Origin of the sequence: Streptomyces sp. NPDC026092 (assembly GCF_040638605.1) — a bacterium.
Classification (GTDB): Bacteria; Actinomycetota; Actinomycetes; order Streptomycetales; family Streptomycetaceae; genus Streptomyces.
Window position 1 is genome coordinate 340,865 of record NZ_JBEZYN010000004.1, and the last position, 15,503, is coordinate 356,367.

General features: G+C 72.1%; 15 protein-coding genes. 11 read left to right on the top strand and 4 right to left on the bottom strand.

Annotated elements, in window-relative coordinates; all coding sequences use genetic code 11:
- Positions 1-31: 31 nt before the first annotated feature.
- Complete coding sequence (locus AB0F56_RS08905) at positions 32-415, bottom strand: hypothetical protein (protein ID WP_362005812.1); 384 nt, start codon at positions 413-415, stop codon at positions 32-34.
- Positions 416-595: 180 nt separating this feature from the next.
- Here AB0F56_RS08905 and AB0F56_RS08910 point away from each other — a divergent pair, with 180 nt between their 5' ends.
- Positions 596-1,132 (top strand): YbjN domain-containing protein, encoded by a 537-nt coding sequence (locus tag AB0F56_RS08910; RefSeq protein WP_362005813.1) that lies wholly within the window; start codon positions 596-598, stop codon positions 1,130-1,132.
- A gap of 25 nt (positions 1,133-1,157) precedes the next feature.
- Here the strand turns inward: AB0F56_RS08910 and AB0F56_RS08915 are convergent, their stop codons facing one another.
- The 3 genes from AB0F56_RS08915 to AB0F56_RS08925 form a co-directional block, all read right to left on the bottom strand.
- On the bottom strand, positions 1,158-2,381 hold the full coding sequence (locus tag AB0F56_RS08915) for a glycosyltransferase family 39 protein (RefSeq protein WP_362005814.1): 1,224 nt from the start codon (positions 2,379-2,381) through the stop codon (positions 1,158-1,160).
- Positions 2,382-2,608: 227 nt separating this feature from the next.
- Positions 2,609-4,177: a hypothetical protein gene (locus AB0F56_RS08920; RefSeq protein ID WP_362005816.1), complete on the bottom strand. Its 1,569-nt coding sequence runs from the start codon at positions 4,175-4,177 to the stop codon at positions 2,609-2,611.
- Positions 4,178-4,466: 289 nt separating this feature from the next.
- On the bottom strand, positions 4,467-5,648 hold the full coding sequence (locus tag AB0F56_RS08925) for a pyridoxal phosphate-dependent aminotransferase (RefSeq protein WP_362005819.1): 1,182 nt from the start codon (positions 5,646-5,648) through the stop codon (positions 4,467-4,469).
- 92 nt (positions 5,649-5,740) lie between these two features.
- On the opposite strand from AB0F56_RS08925, the gene AB0F56_RS08930 reads away from it, so the two are divergent.
- The 10 genes from AB0F56_RS08930 to AB0F56_RS08975 all read left to right on the top strand — a co-directional run bounded on the left by AB0F56_RS08930 (position 5,741) and on the right by AB0F56_RS08975 (position 15,484).
- Positions 5,741-5,932, top strand: a complete 192-nt coding sequence (locus AB0F56_RS08930; protein WP_362005821.1) for a hypothetical protein — start codon at positions 5,741-5,743, stop codon at positions 5,930-5,932.
- A gap of 334 nt (positions 5,933-6,266) precedes the next feature.
- Positions 6,267-6,785, top strand: coding sequence for a DUF2617 family protein (locus AB0F56_RS08935; protein ID WP_362005824.1), 519 nt, complete (start codon positions 6,267-6,269; stop codon positions 6,783-6,785).
- Positions 6,786-6,881: 96 nt separating this feature from the next.
- Positions 6,882-8,642: a polyamine aminopropyltransferase gene (locus AB0F56_RS08940; protein ID WP_362006165.1), complete on the top strand. Its 1,761-nt coding sequence runs from the start codon at positions 6,882-6,884 to the stop codon at positions 8,640-8,642.
- A gap of 51 nt (positions 8,643-8,693) precedes the next feature.
- Positions 8,694-9,599 (top strand): SRPBCC domain-containing protein, encoded by a 906-nt coding sequence (locus tag AB0F56_RS08945; protein ID WP_362005826.1) that lies wholly within the window; start codon positions 8,694-8,696, stop codon positions 9,597-9,599.
- A gap of 20 nt (positions 9,600-9,619) precedes the next feature.
- Complete coding sequence (locus tag AB0F56_RS08950; protein WP_362005829.1) at positions 9,620-10,420, top strand: aldose 1-epimerase; 801 nt, start codon at positions 9,620-9,622, stop codon at positions 10,418-10,420.
- A 25-nt stretch (positions 10,421-10,445) separates the two neighbouring features.
- Positions 10,446-10,994 carry an orotate phosphoribosyltransferase gene (pyrE, locus tag AB0F56_RS08955; RefSeq protein WP_315894058.1) on the top strand — a complete coding sequence of 183 codons (549 nt, stop codon included), beginning with the start codon at positions 10,446-10,448 and terminating at the stop codon, positions 10,992-10,994.
- Between the two features lie 250 nt (positions 10,995-11,244).
- Positions 11,245-12,267 (top strand): class II fructose-bisphosphate aldolase, encoded by a 1,023-nt coding sequence (gene fbaA, locus AB0F56_RS08960; RefSeq protein ID WP_362005831.1) that lies wholly within the window; start codon positions 11,245-11,247, stop codon positions 12,265-12,267.
- A gap of 82 nt (positions 12,268-12,349) precedes the next feature.
- On the top strand, positions 12,350-13,522 hold the full coding sequence (locus AB0F56_RS08965; RefSeq protein ID WP_362005833.1) for a MalY/PatB family protein: 1,173 nt from the start codon (positions 12,350-12,352) through the stop codon (positions 13,520-13,522).
- A 71-nt stretch (positions 13,523-13,593) separates the two neighbouring features.
- Positions 13,594-15,045 (top strand): MFS transporter, encoded by a 1,452-nt coding sequence (locus tag AB0F56_RS08970; protein ID WP_362005836.1) that lies wholly within the window; start codon positions 13,594-13,596, stop codon positions 15,043-15,045.
- A 25-nt stretch (positions 15,046-15,070) separates the two neighbouring features.
- Positions 15,071-15,484 (top strand): DUF3151 domain-containing protein, encoded by a 414-nt coding sequence (locus AB0F56_RS08975; RefSeq protein WP_362005839.1) that lies wholly within the window; start codon positions 15,071-15,073, stop codon positions 15,482-15,484.
- The last annotated feature ends 19 nt before the right edge of the window (positions 15,485-15,503 follow it).

Consider the following 15,503-nt stretch of genomic DNA (forward strand, 5'->3'; position numbering starts at 1 on the left):
GTGGCCACGCGGTAGGCGGGTCGTACGGCGGTCAGGTGTCGAAGGCCTCAAGGCGTACGAGGACGGTGTCACCGTCCTCGTGCGCCATCTCGACATCCACGAACAGCGCGTCGCCGAACTTCGCCCACGAGCAGTCGGCCAACCCGGGCTTGCAGGTCAGCGCCGGTTCCCGGTTCGGGTAGACCTCCGCGAGCCACGGCTCGTACGCGGCGCGCTCCATCCGGAACTCGACCGTGACGATCGTGTCCTGGAACCCGCCCATCGTGCACACGGGGCCCTGGGCGGCCTCGGGCAGGGTGCCGTGGGCGAACTCCATCGCCTTCCCGCAGTCGAACGGCTTCTGGTCGCCCATCTCGCTCAAAGCCATCGCGCCCCACACCACCAGGGCGATCGGTGCCCCGCACAGTACGGTCATGAGTGCGGACACCCAGACCCACGTCCACGCACGAGGCCGCACCGGCGGCACTTTCTTCGCTGTGTACTCCCCCATGCGCCCCGAGTTTGTCAGCCCGCAGCGGATCGCGGCAGGTGGGGCTTGCGCCGTACCGCCCGGCATGGGGGAGGATGGCGGCAACCGTACGAAGGGATATTCACGGTGAGCATCGACCCGTCCTCGATTCCGAATTTCGGGGGCCAGCCCCAGCCTCAGGCCGCAGGACCGGCGGGCCCCGTCGTCCCCGACCAGGACCTGGTCAAGCAGCTCCTGGACCAGATGGAGCTGAAGTACGTCGTCGACGACGAGGGTGACCTCGCGGCGCCGTGGGAGGAATTCCGCACGTACTTCATGTTCCGCGGCGAGGAGGACCAGCGTGTCTTCTCGGTGCGGACCTTCTACGACCGCCCGCACTCGGCGGACGACCGCGCCCGGATCCTCGACGCGATCGACGACTGGAACCGCCGCACCCTGTGGCCGAAGGTCTACACGCACCTGCACGAGGAGGAGGACGGCTCCGCCACCCTCCGCCTCATCGGCGAGGCCCAGATGCTGATCGGCACCGGCGTCGCCCTGGAGCACTTCGTGTCGTCGACCGTCAGCTGGGTCCGCGCCTCGATCGAGTTCGACAAGTGGCTCGTGGAGCAGTTCGGCCTGGAGTCCCCGGAGGACAAGTCCTCCGACGGCGACGAGGCCTGAGCCCTCACGGGCGCACGCGCCACCCTCACAGGGCCATCCGCGCGAGCGTCAGCGCGTACGCCCCGAAGCCGAACGAGAGCCCGGCCAGGCCCGCGATCACCACGATCGCGGCCCTGGGCCGGGCTTTCGTCAGTGCCTGGGCCAGCGGGATGAGCAGCGGGAACGCGGGCAGCAGGAAGCGCGGCTTGGACTCGAAGAAGCCGGAGCCGCCGACGGTGATGAGCACCAGGACGCCCGCGTAGACCAGGACCGGCAGCGGCGGCCGTTCCACCAGGGCGAGCAGCGCGAAGAGCAGCACCCCGGCGCCCGTGAACAGCAGCGCCGTCGCGAAGCCGAACTGCGTCGGCCCGCTCAGCATGTCCCGGACGAAGACCAGCGCGCCCTTTCCGAGGTCGAAGCGCGAGGTCCAGCCGTCCTGGACGGCGAAGTAGCCGCCGAGCAGATCGCCGCGCCGCGCGCCCACCCAGAGCAGGTACGAGAGCCAGCCGAGCGGCGCGAGGGCGGCTCCCGCCCACATCCGGGCGGTGCCGCCGTCCCTGCGCCGGTACAGCGCGTACGCCGCCGCCACCAGGACCGCCGCCGCGACGGCGATCCCGTTGGGGCGGGCGAGCCCGGCCAGGGCGGCCAGGGCGCCGGCCCAGAGCCAGCGGTGGGTGAGGAGCGCGTACAGCGACCAGGCGGCCAGGGCCGTCATCAGCGGCTCGGTGTACGCCATCGACAGCACGATCGAGTGCGGCAGCAGGCCCCAGAGCAGGACGAGCAGGACGGCGGTCCGGCGGCCGTACAGCCGCTCGCCGATCAGGTAGATCCCCCAGGCCGCCGCGCCCGCCGACGTCCAGGACAGCAGCAGTCCGGCCGTGCCGCCCTCGACGGGCAGGACGGTGGTGACGGCGCGGACGAGCGCCGGGTAGAGCGGGAAGAAGGCGAGGTCGGACTGGACGACCCCGTCGGGCCAGTGGACCGTGTGGCCGTAGCCGTGCGCGGCGATCCGGGTGTACCAGCCGGAGTCCCAGGAGGTGGCGAGGAGCGCCCGGGGCGAGCGCCCGATGTGCCAGGCCCAGGCGGCGAGCACCAGCATCCCGGTCAGCCGCGCCGCCGCGAAGAGGCCGAGCGCGGGCGCGGCCCGATGCAGCGAGGCCCGCCAGCGGGGGACGCTCCGGACGACGACGGTGGTCGGCGCCGGGCGGTCGAGGGTCTCGGCGGACAGGGTGCACCTCCGTGCGCACGGGAATCGGGATCGGCCCGACAAATCGGTCTACCCGACAATCCGTGGGGCGCGGAGGGGGCGCGCGCGAGCGAGGGGCCCACCCGGGTGAAAAAAACCCAGGTGGCGCGCGGCTCACCCCACCAGGCTCGTCGGTCCCGTCAGCCCGTCAGCCCGTCAGCCCGTCAGCCCGTCAGCCCGTCGGTCCCGTCAGCCCGTCAGCCCGTCCCCCTCGCCCGCCCCGGCAGGCGAGGGCCCCGGCCCGCTCCAGCTCAGCCCGAGGCCAGCTGCTCCGCAATCTCCGCGATCCAACCGGACTTCTTCGCCGGGTCGTTGAGGGTCTCGGCCCACGCGTCCGGCTCCAGTTTGTGCTTGTCGGGGCCGGATTTGAGGGCGATGAGCAGGGACCTGGCGGACTCCCGCATCTCGGCCGTGGTGTTCCGGGAGATGTCGGGGCCCGCCGCCAGGGCGTAGATCTCCCGCGCCATGGCCTGGCGTTCCCCCATCGACACCTTCTTCCAGAACTTCAGCGCGTGCTTCAACGACTCCGTGCGGGAAGCGGCCTCCGCCGGGGTCTCGCCCTGCGGTGCCCAGCGCTCGGGGTGGTGGACCTCTTCGTAGCGCTTCGTGGCGGCGCGGAGCGCCTTGTACATGGTGACGCCGAGGACGAGACCGGCCCCGGCCCCGGCGAGGCCCCAGCCGACCGGGTTGCTCGCCAGCCCGGCTGTTCCCGCCGCGACCGCCGTCACGACGCCGGCTGCGGCCTTGACGGACTCGCCCCCGCCGCCGGCCGCCTCCTTGCCGATCTTGGTGAGCTGCTTCTTCTTCGCGTACTCCTGCACCTTGCTCAGCTTTTCCACGTCGTTCTCGGCGTGCTGGAGTTTCTCGCCGGCGTCACGGGCTTCGGCCATCGCCTCCCAGGCCGCGTCGATGGCCTCGGAAACGAGCTCCAGCCGTCCAGGGCCCTCGTGCTTCCAGTAGCTGTCCAGCGCGACGTAAGCCTCCGCTGCGGCCCAGTTGGCCTGCTCGCGCGACTCGTTCAGCCGTGCCAGTGCCCCCGCCTGGACGAGGTGGGGATCTCCCAGCTTTTTGATCTGCTTGTACTTGCTGGCTGCTCCCCCGATGCGGAAGGCGGACCGCACGCCCTTGATCGTGCCGATGGCGGCGCTGGCGATACCGCTCGCCTCGGATGCCACCGCCGCGTCCGCCGTCTTCTGGATCTTGGTCACCTCCTTGGCGATGGCGGCGCTGTAGCTTCCCGAACCGGCGGCGCCGATGACCGTGTCGGCCCCCTTGGTCTTGGCCTTCTTCTTCGCCTTGTGGTGGTCGGCCCCGGTCTCGTGCTTCTTGGCGTCCTTCATGTTCTTGTACGCGTCCATGCCGCTGACCACGGTGCCGGCGGCCTCCGTGAGGAGGTTGCCCGAGGCCGCGGAGGTCCCCGAGGCGGCGGCGGAGTGCTTGAGGCTCTCATTGGCCGCGACGGCGGCCTGTTGGGTGAAGGCCGCGTTGGTGGGGGTCTGGAAGCCCTTGATGAAGGTGTCGATGGGTTCGAGATTCTTCTTGAACCTGTCGAGGAGCGCGGCGATCCGGTCGCGGTAGTTCTTCTTCGCTTCGGGGGACGCGCCGCCGTTCTCCGCCGCATTCCCTCTCTCGGTGTCCCGGACGCGCTGCACCATCGCGGTCGTGGCCCGGTTGCCGACGCGGGACTGCATCTCCAGTAAGGAGTGCTCCAGCGGGCGTGCGGACGTACCCCCGGTCCGGCTCCCCCCCTCACGGTGCCGGGCCGACGTCGGGACCGCTGCGGACTGCCGTGTCGAGGTGCGGTGGATCGGCGTGCTCATGGATGTACCTCTCCTGTACCGGACCGGGGCGAGGCGAAGGTAGCCAGACCTGGCCAACAGGAGGGGTACGGCGGAGAAATTCCCCACGGACGCCGTGGGACGGATGCCGTGGCGCGGACACTGTGGGACGAACCGGACGCCTGGCATGGAGGAGCTCGGCCGACTGGCTGCCCGAGCGCTGCGCGTACCCGTCGCTCGTCTCGGCCGCGCCCACAAGCGCGGGCGCGGCACTGCGGGAGCGGCCGCAGACGGCACCGCTGACGAGCGGCGGCGGGCGCTGCCTTCGCGTTCAGGACACGAGGCGGCGAAGGCGGCCGACGGCCTCGACGAGGACGTCGTCCCTCTTGCAGAAGGTGAAGCGGACCTGGCTGCGGCCGGCGTCGGGGTCGTCGTAGAAGACGGAGTTGGGGATGGCGACGACGCCGCATCGTTCGGGGAGGGCGCGGCAGAAGGCGTAGGCGTCCTTCTCGCCGAAGGGGGTGATGTCGGTGGTGATGAAGTACGTGCCCTGGGGCTGGTAGACCTCGAATCCCGCCGCGCGCAGGCCGTCGCCGAGCAGGTCGCGCTTGCGTTGCAGGTCGGCGCGGAAGCCGTCGAAGTACGCGTCCGGCAGACGGAGTGCCTCGGCGATCGCGTATTGGAAGGGGCCCGCGCTGACGTAGGTCAGGTACTGCTTGGCCGTCCGGACAGCGGTCACGAGTGGCCGGGTACTGGCCACCCAGCCGACCTTCCAGCCGGTGAACGAGAACGTCTTGCCGGCCGATCCGATGGTGACCGTGCGCTCCCGCATCCCCGGCAGGCTCGCGATCGGCAGGTGCTCGGCGTCGTCGAAGACCAGGTGCTCGTACACCTCGTCGGTGACGACGAGCAGGTCGCGGGCGACGGCCAGCTCGGCGATCGCGGTCAGTTCGGCGCGGGTGAGGACGGTGCCGGTGGGGTTGTGCGGGGTGTTGAGCAGGATCAGCCGGGTCCGGTCGGTGACGGCGGCCCGCAGCTCGTCCAGGTCCAGGACGAAGCGTCCCTCGTGCGGGCGGAGCGTGACGGGGACGCGGGTGCCGCCCGCCATCGCTACGGAGGCGGCGTACGAGTCGTAGTACGGCTCCAGGGCGATCACCTCGTCGCCCGGCTCGACGAGGGCGAGCAGGGAGGCGGCGATGGCCTCGGTGGCGCCGGCCGTGACCAGGACCTCGGTGTCGGGGTCGTAGGCCAGGCCGTACCGCCTCAGCTGGTGCTCGGCGACGGCCGTGCGCAGCTCGGGGACGCCTGGGCCGGGCGGGTACTGGTTGCCGCGGCCGTCGCGCAGCGCCCGGACCGCCGCCTCGCGGATCTCCTCGGGGCCGTCGGTGTCCGGGAAGCCCTGCCCGAGGTTGATCGCCCCGGTCCTGGCGGCGAGTGCGGACATCTCGGCGAAGATCGTGGTGCCGAACTCGGCGAGCCGGCGGTTGAGCAGCGGTCGTGTCATGCCCGTCATCCTGGGCCGAAGCTCTGGACTTCCTCAAGTGCGCTTTGGCGTGTGCCGGACCGGGCATCCCCCACGCACAGAGACCTACGGGGGTGTCACAGATGGAAATTCTGTTCATGATGTTCATCGTCTTCGCCATCGCGCTGGGCGTGGTGTCGGCGACCCGCAGGGGGCGGGGCGGCAGGCGGCGTGGTGGCTGGTCGGACGGCGGCGGAGGCGGGTGCGGCTCGGACGGCGGGTCGTCCTGTGGTGGTGGTGGCGGCTGCGGCGGTGGAGGTGGCGGCGGCGACTGACCGGGGGTGACGACTCGGAGGCGACTGTCACGGGGCAGTCGCCTCCGCGATCACCGGGTGCCCGGCGTTCCAACATCCGCCGGGCGCCTTCGTGTTGGAGCCCGAAATCGGGTTTCTCAGAACAATTGAACTGTTGGGTCCCCGAAGGGGATGGAAACCACGGCAAGTTGGGTAAAAAGGCTGCGAGTCGCTCGAAGTCCGTGATTCCCTCGCTCTTGATAGAGACAGCCCTCGGACCGTGTGTGGACCCGAGCCGGCGATCCCCCACTCCCGTTGAACCCTTCTCCGGGGCGCCCCCGGCCCACCCGTCAAACCGTGTTTGCGGAGCCGACCCATGCTCACGACCCTGAAAACCTCCTATACCGACACACGTGCGGCCGATCTGGCCTGGGCGCTCGGGCGCGAGCCGCTGCCCGCCCTGGCCGTGCTCGACCTCGAACTGACCGGTGCCAAGCTGCAGTTGCGCCTGCTCGGCGCCTCCCATCAGGTGCTTCTGGAGGAAGAGGAGCGCCGTTGCTCGGAGACCGTCGCCTGTATGCCCGGCAGCAGTACGCCGCTGCCGCTGGGTGTCTCGAAGCGGATCGGCGGATGGGAGTACGAATTCGCCGCCCGCGTCGAGAAGCTCAACCACGGCTCCTTCGCGGGCCGCGCCCAGGAGTTGCTGGCGCTCGTCGCCGACCATCCCCACGGCCTCGCGGGGACGTTCCCCGGCTCCCCGCACGCCTTCACGGCGATGCTGGCGCAGCGCCACGAGGGCCAGGTGCGGTGGCGCACCTGGCACGCGTACCCGCAGGAAGGGCAGTTGGTGGTCACCCGGACGCAGATCGGCGTCCGTATGTCTGCCGCGCTGTAACGCGCCTCCCGTACGCCTCAGGTGCACTCGTGTGGGTGACAAGCGGCGACAGATGTGTGACGTAGCGTTACGAACATGATCGATCCGCCCCTGACCATGCCACCCAAGAGGGTGACGCGGCTGCCCGTTCGGCCGAGCACGGTGCGGTATCCGGTCCTCGTCGTCGTCTTCGTCTGCGCCGCCTGCGGTCTCGTCTACGAACTGGAACTGGTCGCCCTCGCCTCGTACTTGATCGGCGACTCGGTCACGCAGGCCTCGGTCGTGCTCTCCCTGATGGTCTTCGCGATGGGCGTCGGCTCGCTGCTCGCCAAGCGGCTGCGCTGCCGTGCCGCCGTCGGCTTCGGCCTGGTCGAGTGCGGGCTCGCGCTGATCGGCGGCTGCTCGGCCCTCGCGCTGTACGCGGCCTTCGCCTGGGTGGGCGAGGCGCAGTACGTCCTGGTGGCGTTCTCGCTCGCCATCGGCGTCCTCATCGGCGCGGAGATCCCGCTCCTCATGTCCCTGATCCAGCGGGCGGAGTCGGCGCGTTCGGCGCGCCACCCCGGCGCGCGGGAGGCCGAACGGAAGGACAGCGCCGCCGACCCGGCCGGCACCGTCGCCGACCTCTTCGCCGCCGACTACGTGGGCGCGCTGGTCGGCGGCCTCGCCTTCCCGTTCCTGCTGCTGCCCTGGCTCGGCCAGCTCACCGGCGCGCTCGTCACCGGTGCGGTGAACGCGGTGGCGGGCGGCGGCCTGGTGCTGTGGCTGTTCCGCCGCGACCTGACCAGCCGGTCCCGGGCGCTCCTGATCGGCACGAACCTGGCCGTCCTGGCCGTCCTCGCCACCGCCACCGTCCTCGTCGACGACTTCGAGGAGGCCGCGCGCCGCGCGGTGTACGGGGACAACGTGCGGGTCGCCGTGCGCACCGACCTCCAGGAGGTCGTCGTGACGGGGGAGCTCGGCAGCCCGCCGGACCTCTTCGTGGACGGCCGGCTGCGGGCCGGCGGCGCGGACGCCTCCCGGTACCACGAATCGCTGGTCCACCCGGCGATGAACGGGCCGCACGCGCGCGTGCTGATCCTCGGCGGTGGCGACGGCCTCGCCGCCCGTGAAGTGCTGCGCCACTCCGGGGTCCGCTCGGTCACCGTCGTGGAGGCCGATCCCGGAGTCGCCCGGCTCGCCCGCACGCATCCGGACATCACCGCGCTCAACGGCCGCGCGCTGAGCGACCCGCGGGTCCGGGTGGCCTTCGCGGACGCCTTCCGCTGGCTGCGCGAGGCGGCGACGACAGGGCCGGACGGGGCGGGCGCGTCGGGCAGGCCGGGCGGGGCGGGCGCGTCGGGCAGGCCGGGCGGGGCGGGGGTGGGCGACGGGCCGCGCGAGCGGTACGACGTGGTGATCTCCGACCTCCCCGACCCGGGCATCTCGGCCGGGGCCAAGCTGTACTCCGAGGAGTTCTACGGCCTGGCCGCCCGGGTCCTCGCCGACGACGGGCGGCTCGTCGTGCACGCCGGTTCGGCCGCCGCCTCCCCCCGTACGTACTGGACCGTCGACTCCACCCTCCGCGCGGCCGGCTTCGCGACCCGCCCCTACAGCGCGGACGGCCGCGGGGCGCGCCTCGCCGCGGGCCCCGACCGGGCGGACCGCTCGGGCGGTACGGGCGCGGAGGCGGCGGACGCCGGGGCGGCCGACTGGGGGTACCTGCTGGCGGCGGCGGGCACCTACCCGCCCGACCTCGCCCTCCCCGCCGACACGCCCCCGCTGCGCTCCCTGACGGCCGGCGCCCTGGTGACGGGCGCCCGGGCCGTCGAGCGCACCCGGGACGAGCGGGCCGCCCCACCGCCGCCGTCGACGCTGGTCCACCCGCGCTACGGCGGCTGAGCGCGCGGGAACAGGCGACGGCGGCGCCCGGGCTGAGTAGGCTCGGCTTCCATGGAGCATGAGGTGTTCGTTCCGGTACCGGCCGAGGTTCTCCGCAAGACCCTGACGGACCCCGCACGGGTGGCGCGCTGCGTCCCCGGCCTCCAGCAGGACGCCGACGCGAAGGCGGGTCCGCTCGCGGGCCGGCTGAGGATCCGCGCCGGCGGGCACACGATCACCTACCAGGGCGTGTTGCGGCTGGCGGAGCAGAGCGGTGTCGTCGCGGTCGAGGGCAAGGGCACCGAGGTCCGCGGCAAGGGCTCGGTGCGGCTCTCCCTGGCGATCGCGCTCACCCCGGTGGCCGACGGGACGACGCTCACCTTCACCGGCACGGTGAAGCCGGAGGGCCGGCTCGCCGACCTTCCCGAGGAGGCGCGGGAGTCGGCGGCGCAGCGGCTGATCGAGAGGTTCACGTCGTCGCTGGCGGCGGCCGCGGCCGCGGAGAAAGGTTCCGGGGATGCCGCGGCGGCCTCCGGCGCGGACGTGGTCCCCACCGCCGACGCCGAGGTCGACCTCGACTCCGAACTCGACGACGAGGCCGACAGCGACAGCGACGGCGTCGACGATGGTGTGGAGGAGCCCGAGCCCCGCCGGCCGGAAGCGTCGTCCTCGTCCGTCTTCGAGACGCCCGTCCCTCCGCCCTCCCTCGACCCCTTCCAGGGCGGCGCCTTCGAGGGCGAGACGCCCGTCGAGTACCCCGCCGAACCCCCCGCCGCCGAGGCCGCGCACGCCCGGCGGACGATGATCGGGCGGAGTGCCGAAGAGGTCGACCACGCGCCGCCGCGCGGCCGTTACGCCCCCGTCCCGGCCCCGGAGACCAATACGGCGGGCGCCACGCTGCGCTGGATCGCCCCCGCCGCGGCCCTCGCGATCGCCTCCGCGGTGGTCGTCGGCCGGGCGCTGCGCCGCCGACGCTGATCCCCGTCTACTGTCGGGGCGTGAGCAAGCAGACGCGACTGACGGCGGGCGACGCCGAGTTGACCATCAACCCCGACAACGGCTGCCGGATCGAGAGCCTGCGCATCGGCGGCAGGGAGCTGCTGCGCCAGGGCGAGCGGTACGGCTGCTTCCCGATGGTGCCCTGGTGCGGCCGGATCGAGCTGGGCCAGTTCCGCAACGGCGGCGAGAAGCACCAGATGCCCCTCAACTCCCCGCCGCACGCCATCCACGGCACCGGCCGCGACACCGTCTGGAAGGCCGCCAGGACGGCGGACGCCGACGGGGCGCGCACGGCGGCGTTCACCTATGAGCTCGGGGACCCGTGGCCGTACTCCGGCCGGGTCACCCAGACCTTCGCGCTCACCGAGGACGCGCTCACGCTCCAGCTCGGTGTGGAGACGTACGACGACTCCTTCCCGGCCCAGGCCGGCTGGCACCCCTGGTTCAACCGGACCCTCGACGACGGCGCGCCCGTACGGCTCGACTTCACGCCCGCGTGGCAGGAGGAGCGGGGCGAGGACCACCTCCCCACCGGGCGCCGGATCGGCCCCACCCCCGGCCCCTGGGACGACTGCTTCGGGATGCCGGACGGCGTCGAGGCCACGCTCACCTGGCCGGAGCAGCTGGAGCTGAAGGTGACCAGCCGCGCCGAGTGGGTCGTGGTCTACGACGAGCAGGAGGCCGCGGTCTGCGTGGAGCCCCAGTCCGGCCCCCCGAACGGCCTGAACACGCTCCCGCGCTACGTGACCCCGATCGATCCGCTGGAGATCACGGCGACCTGGGCCTGGCGGCGGCTCTGAGCTCATGAGCTTTAAGCTCATGAGCATGACTGACGTACGCGCTGACCTGCTCCAGCAGATCAAGGACAAGGCCGTGGTGCACGGCAAGGTGACCCTCTCCTCGGGTCTGGAGGCCGACTACTACGTCGACCTGCGCCGGATCACGCTGGACGGTGCCGCCTCTCCGCTCGTCGGTCAGGTCATGCTCGACCTGACCGCCGACCTGGAGTTCGACGCCGTGGGCGGCCTGACGCTCGGCGCCGACCCGGTCGCGACGGCGATGCTGCACGCCTCCGCCGCCCAGGGGAAGCGCCTGGACGCCTTCGTCGTCCGTAAGGCCGCCAAGGCCCACGGCATGCAGCGCCAGGTCGAGGGCCCGGACATCAAGGGCCGTCGGGTCCTGATCGTCGAGGACACCTCCACCACCGGCGGCTCCCCTCTGACCGCCGTCGAGGCGGCGCGCGCGGCCGGCGCCGAGGTCGTGGCGGTCGCGACGATCGTGGACCGGGCGACGGGCGCGGGCGAGAAGATCAGCACCACCGCGGGCGTGCCGTACCTCTACGCCTTCGCGCTGGACGAGCTGGGTCTCGCCTGAATCGACGCCGAGCGATCGACGGGTGCTCGACGCAGAGTGACCGAGGCGAAGTCGTGACTTAGGTCCCGGGACCGCCCGGAAGCGGCCCTGACCTGGGGATTCGACCGGGGGCGGAGTGTTTCACGTGAAACGCTCCGCCCCTTCGTCCTGGTGTCCGGGGGAGAGTCTGGAAAGATGGGCCCCGACGATGACGTCGCCCCAGGTCAGGGTCCAGTAACGCACCCACCCGCACATCACAAGGAGCGGACGAATGCCCATCGCAACCCCCGAGGTCTACAACGAGATGCTCGACCGGGCGAAGGCAGGCAAGTTCGCCTACCCGGCCATCAACGTGACCTCCTCCCAGACCCTGCATGCCGCCCTGCGTGGCTTCGCGGAGGCCGAGAGCGACGGCATCATCCAGATCTCGACCGGTGGCGCCGAGTTCCTGGGCGGCCAGCACAACAAGGACATGGTCACGGGCGCCGTCGCCCTGGCCGAGTTCGCGCACATCGTCGCCGCCAAGTACGACATCACGGTCGCGCTGCACACCGACCACTGCCCGAAGGACAAGCTGGACGGCTACGTCCGCCCGCTGCTCGACATCTCCGCCGAGCGCGTCAAGGCTGGTCAGAACCCGCTCTTCCAGTCGCACATGTGGGACGGCTCCGCCGAGACCCTCGCCGACAACCTGGCCATCGGCCAGGAGCTGCTCGCCAAGGCCGCCGCCGCCAAGATCATCCTCGAGGTCGAGATCACCCCGACCGGTGGCGAGGAGGACGGCGTCAGCCACGAGATCAACGACGAGCTGTACACCACCGTCGACGACGCGATCCGCACCGCCGAGGCCCTGGGCCTGGGCGAGAAGGGCCGCTACCTGCTGGCCGCCTCCTTCGGCAACGTGCACGGCGTCTACAAGCCGGGCAACGTCGTCCTCCGCCCCGAGCTGCTCAAGGACCTCCAGGCGGGCGTCGCCGAGCGCTTCGGCAAGGCCAACCCGTTCGACTTCGTCTTCCACGGCGGCTCCGGCTCCACCGCCGAGGAGATCGCCACCGCGCTGGAGAACGGCGTCGTGAAGATGAACCTCGACACCGACACCCAGTACGCCTTCACCCGCCCGGTCGTGGACCACATGTTCCGCAACTACGACGGCGTCCTGAAGGTCGACGGCGAGGTCGGCAAGAAGTCCACCTACGACCCGCGCACCTGGGGCAAGCTCGCCGAGGCCGGCATGGCCACCCGCGTGGCCGAGGCGTGCGCGGCGCTGCGCTCGACCGGCACGAAGCTGAAGTAAGCACGGTCAGTCCGTTGACGGAGGGCCCGGCACCCGTGTGGTGCCGGGCCCTCCGTGTCTCCAGCTCTTCAGGGAGGTCCGAGTGACGACGACGAGGTACGACTTCGACCGTGAGATAGCCCGGCAGGGCACCTGGTCGGTCCAGTGGGACGGCATCGCGGACCGCTTCGGGGTCTCCGACCTGCTCCCGTTCACCATCTCCGACATGGACTTCGCCTCCCCGCCGGAGGTCCTGAGCGCGCTGAAGGAACGGGTCGAGCACGGCGTCTTCGGCTACACCGACTGGCGCCTCGGCGCGTTCCGGGCGGCGATACGGGACTGGTACGCGACCCGGCACGACACCGCGCTCGACATCGAGACGCTGGTCTACGCGCCGTCCGTCCTGAGCCAGCTCTCGCAGCTCCTCCAGATGTGGACCGAGCCCGGCGACGGGGTGGTCGTGCACACCCCGACGTACGACGGCTTCCGCAAGGCGATCACCGGTCTGGGGCGCGAGCTGCGGGGCGTACCGGTCGGGGACCTCGGGGCGCTGGAGGCGGAGCTGGCGCGGCCGGACAGCCGGATGCTGCTGCTCTGCTCGCCGCACAACCCGACGGGGCGGGTCTGGCGGGAGGAGGAGCTCGCGGAGTTCGCGCGGCTCGCCGAGCGGCACGGCGTCGCGGTGGTGAGCGACGAGATCCACGCGGACCTGGTGACAGACGGCCGGCGCCACATCCCCTGGCTCCGGTTCGCCGAGCCGGGGCGGGGCCGCCGGTGGGCGCTGATCACCTCCGGCACCAAGGCCTTCAATTTCCCGGCGCTGAGCGGCTCGTACGGGGTCATCGGCGACCCGGACGAGCGGGAGGAGTTCATCCGCCGGATGCAGACGGGCGAGGGCCTCGCCTCCCCGGCGGTGCTCTCGCTGACCGCCCACATCGCCGCGTACCGGCACGGCGGTGCATGGCTGGACGAGCTGCGGGCGTACGTGGCGGGCACGATGCGGATGGTCGAGGAGCGGCTCCGGGACGGCCTGCCGGGCGTCACCTGGACGCCCCCGGAGGCCGGCTACCTGGCCTGGATCGACCTGCGCCCGCTCGGCATCGACGACACCGTGCTCCAGCTCGACCTGGTGGAGACCGAGAAGGTCGCGATCATGCCGGGCACGGTCTACGGCCAACCCGGCTTCGTCCGCCTGAACGTCGGCTGCCCCCGGAAGAAGGCGGAGCGGGGGGTGGACGCGCTGGTGCGCGCGGCGACGCGGCTTCGGACGACCTGACGCTCCGGGTGACCTGACGCTTCTGGCGATCTGACGTGCACGGGTCCGCCCCCGCGAGGACCATGGCAGGCATGGACATCCGGCTGAGTTCCCGGACCGGGCGGTGGATCGTGTTCACCACCGTGCTCGGTTCGGGGATGGCGTTGCTCGACTCGACCGTCGTCAACGTCGCCCTGCCGCACATCGGCGAGGACCTCGACGCCGACATGGCCGTCCTCCAGTGGACCGTCAACGCCTACATGCTCACCCTCGCCGGGCTGATCCTGCTCGGCGGGGCGCTCGGGGACCGGTACGGGCGGCGGCGGGTGTTCGTCATCGGGATCGTGTGGTTCGCCGCCGCCTCGCTGCTGTGCGGGCTCGCCCCGAACGCCGGGGTCCTGATCGCCGCCCGCGCCCTCCAGGGCGTCGGCGGCGCGCTGCTCACCCCCGGCTCGCTCGCGCTGATCCAGGCGAGCTTCCACCCGGACGACCGGGCCAAGGCAGTCGGGCTCTGGTCCGGTTTCGGCGGGGTCGGCGCGGCGATCGGGCCGTTCGTCGGCGGCTGGCTGGTCGACGGGCCGGGCTGGCGGTGGGTGTTCCTGCTGAACGTGCCGCTGGCCGTGCTCTGCGTGCCCGTCGCGCTGCGGCACGTGCCCGAGTCGCGCGACGAGTCCGCCCACGGCCGCTTCGACGTGCTCGGCGCCTTTCTCGGGGCTGCCGCGCTCGCCCTCGTGACGTACGCGCTGATCGCCGAGGCGTGGTGGGCCGCCGGGCTCGGGGTCCTGACCGGGGCGGCGTTCGTCGTCCTGGAGCGGCACCGCGAGGAGCCGATGGTGCCGCCGTCGATCTTCGCGTCGCGCCAGTTCACCGTGGTCAACCTGGTGACCCTGTGCGTGTACGCGGCGCTCGGCGGCTTCTTCTTCCTGGCCGCCCTCCAGCTCCAGGTGGTCTCCGGCTACTCCGCGCTCGCCGCGGGGACCGCCATGCTGCCGACGACCGTCCTGATGCTGCTGCTCTCGGCCAAGTCGGGCGAGCTGGGGGAGAAGATCGGGCCCCGGATCCCGCTGACCGTGGGGCCGCTGCTGTGCGCGGTCGGGATGCTCCTGATGCTGCGGGTCGGCGAGGACGCCTCGTACGTCTGGGACGTGCTGCCGGCCATGGCCGTGCTCGGCCTCGGCCTGACCGCCCTGGTGGCCCCGCTGACCGCGACCGTCCTCTCCTCCGTCGACGTGGCACGGGCGGGCCTGGCCAGCGGGATCAACAACGCGGCGGCGCGCGCGGCCGGCCTCCTCGCGGTCGCCGCCCTGCCCGCGCTCGCGGGCATGGGCCCGGAGGCGTACCGCTCGGCGGAGGAGTTCGGGGAGACGTTCCGCAAGGCCATGCCGATGTGTGCCGGGCTGATGGTGGCCGGCGCGGTCCTGGCCTGGGCGACCGTGCGGAAGCCGGCCGTCGAGGCGGACTGCCACCCCGAGTGCAAGGTCCACTGCGGGGTCACCTCGCCCCCGCTGGACCCGGGGGAACAGAAGGCCGAGCGAGATCGGTGACGGTCCGCTGAGGCAGACTTGGCCCATGGCCATCCACGAGAACCTGCTGGGGGGACCCGCCCCCACCCACCTGCCCGACGATCCGGAGCCGCGCGAGCTGCTCGCGGCCGGCACGGCGCCGGCGGACGTCGCCGCGAAGTACCCGACGTCCTCGCTGGCCTGGGCCCAGCTCGCCGACGAGGCGTTCGAGGGCGGCCGGGTCGTCGAGTCGTACGCGTACGCCCGTACCGGCTACCACCGCGGCCTGGACGCGCTGCGCCGCAGCGGCTGGAAGGGCCACGGCCCTGTGCCGTGGGAGCACGAGCCGAACCGCGGCTTCCTGCGGGCCCTGCACGCGCTGGCGCGCGCGGCCGGCGAGATCGGCGAGAAGGACGAGTACGAGCGCTGCTCGACCTTCCTGCGGGACTCCTCGCAGACGGCCGCCGAGACCCTCGGCTGACCCACGGCGTACGGCACAC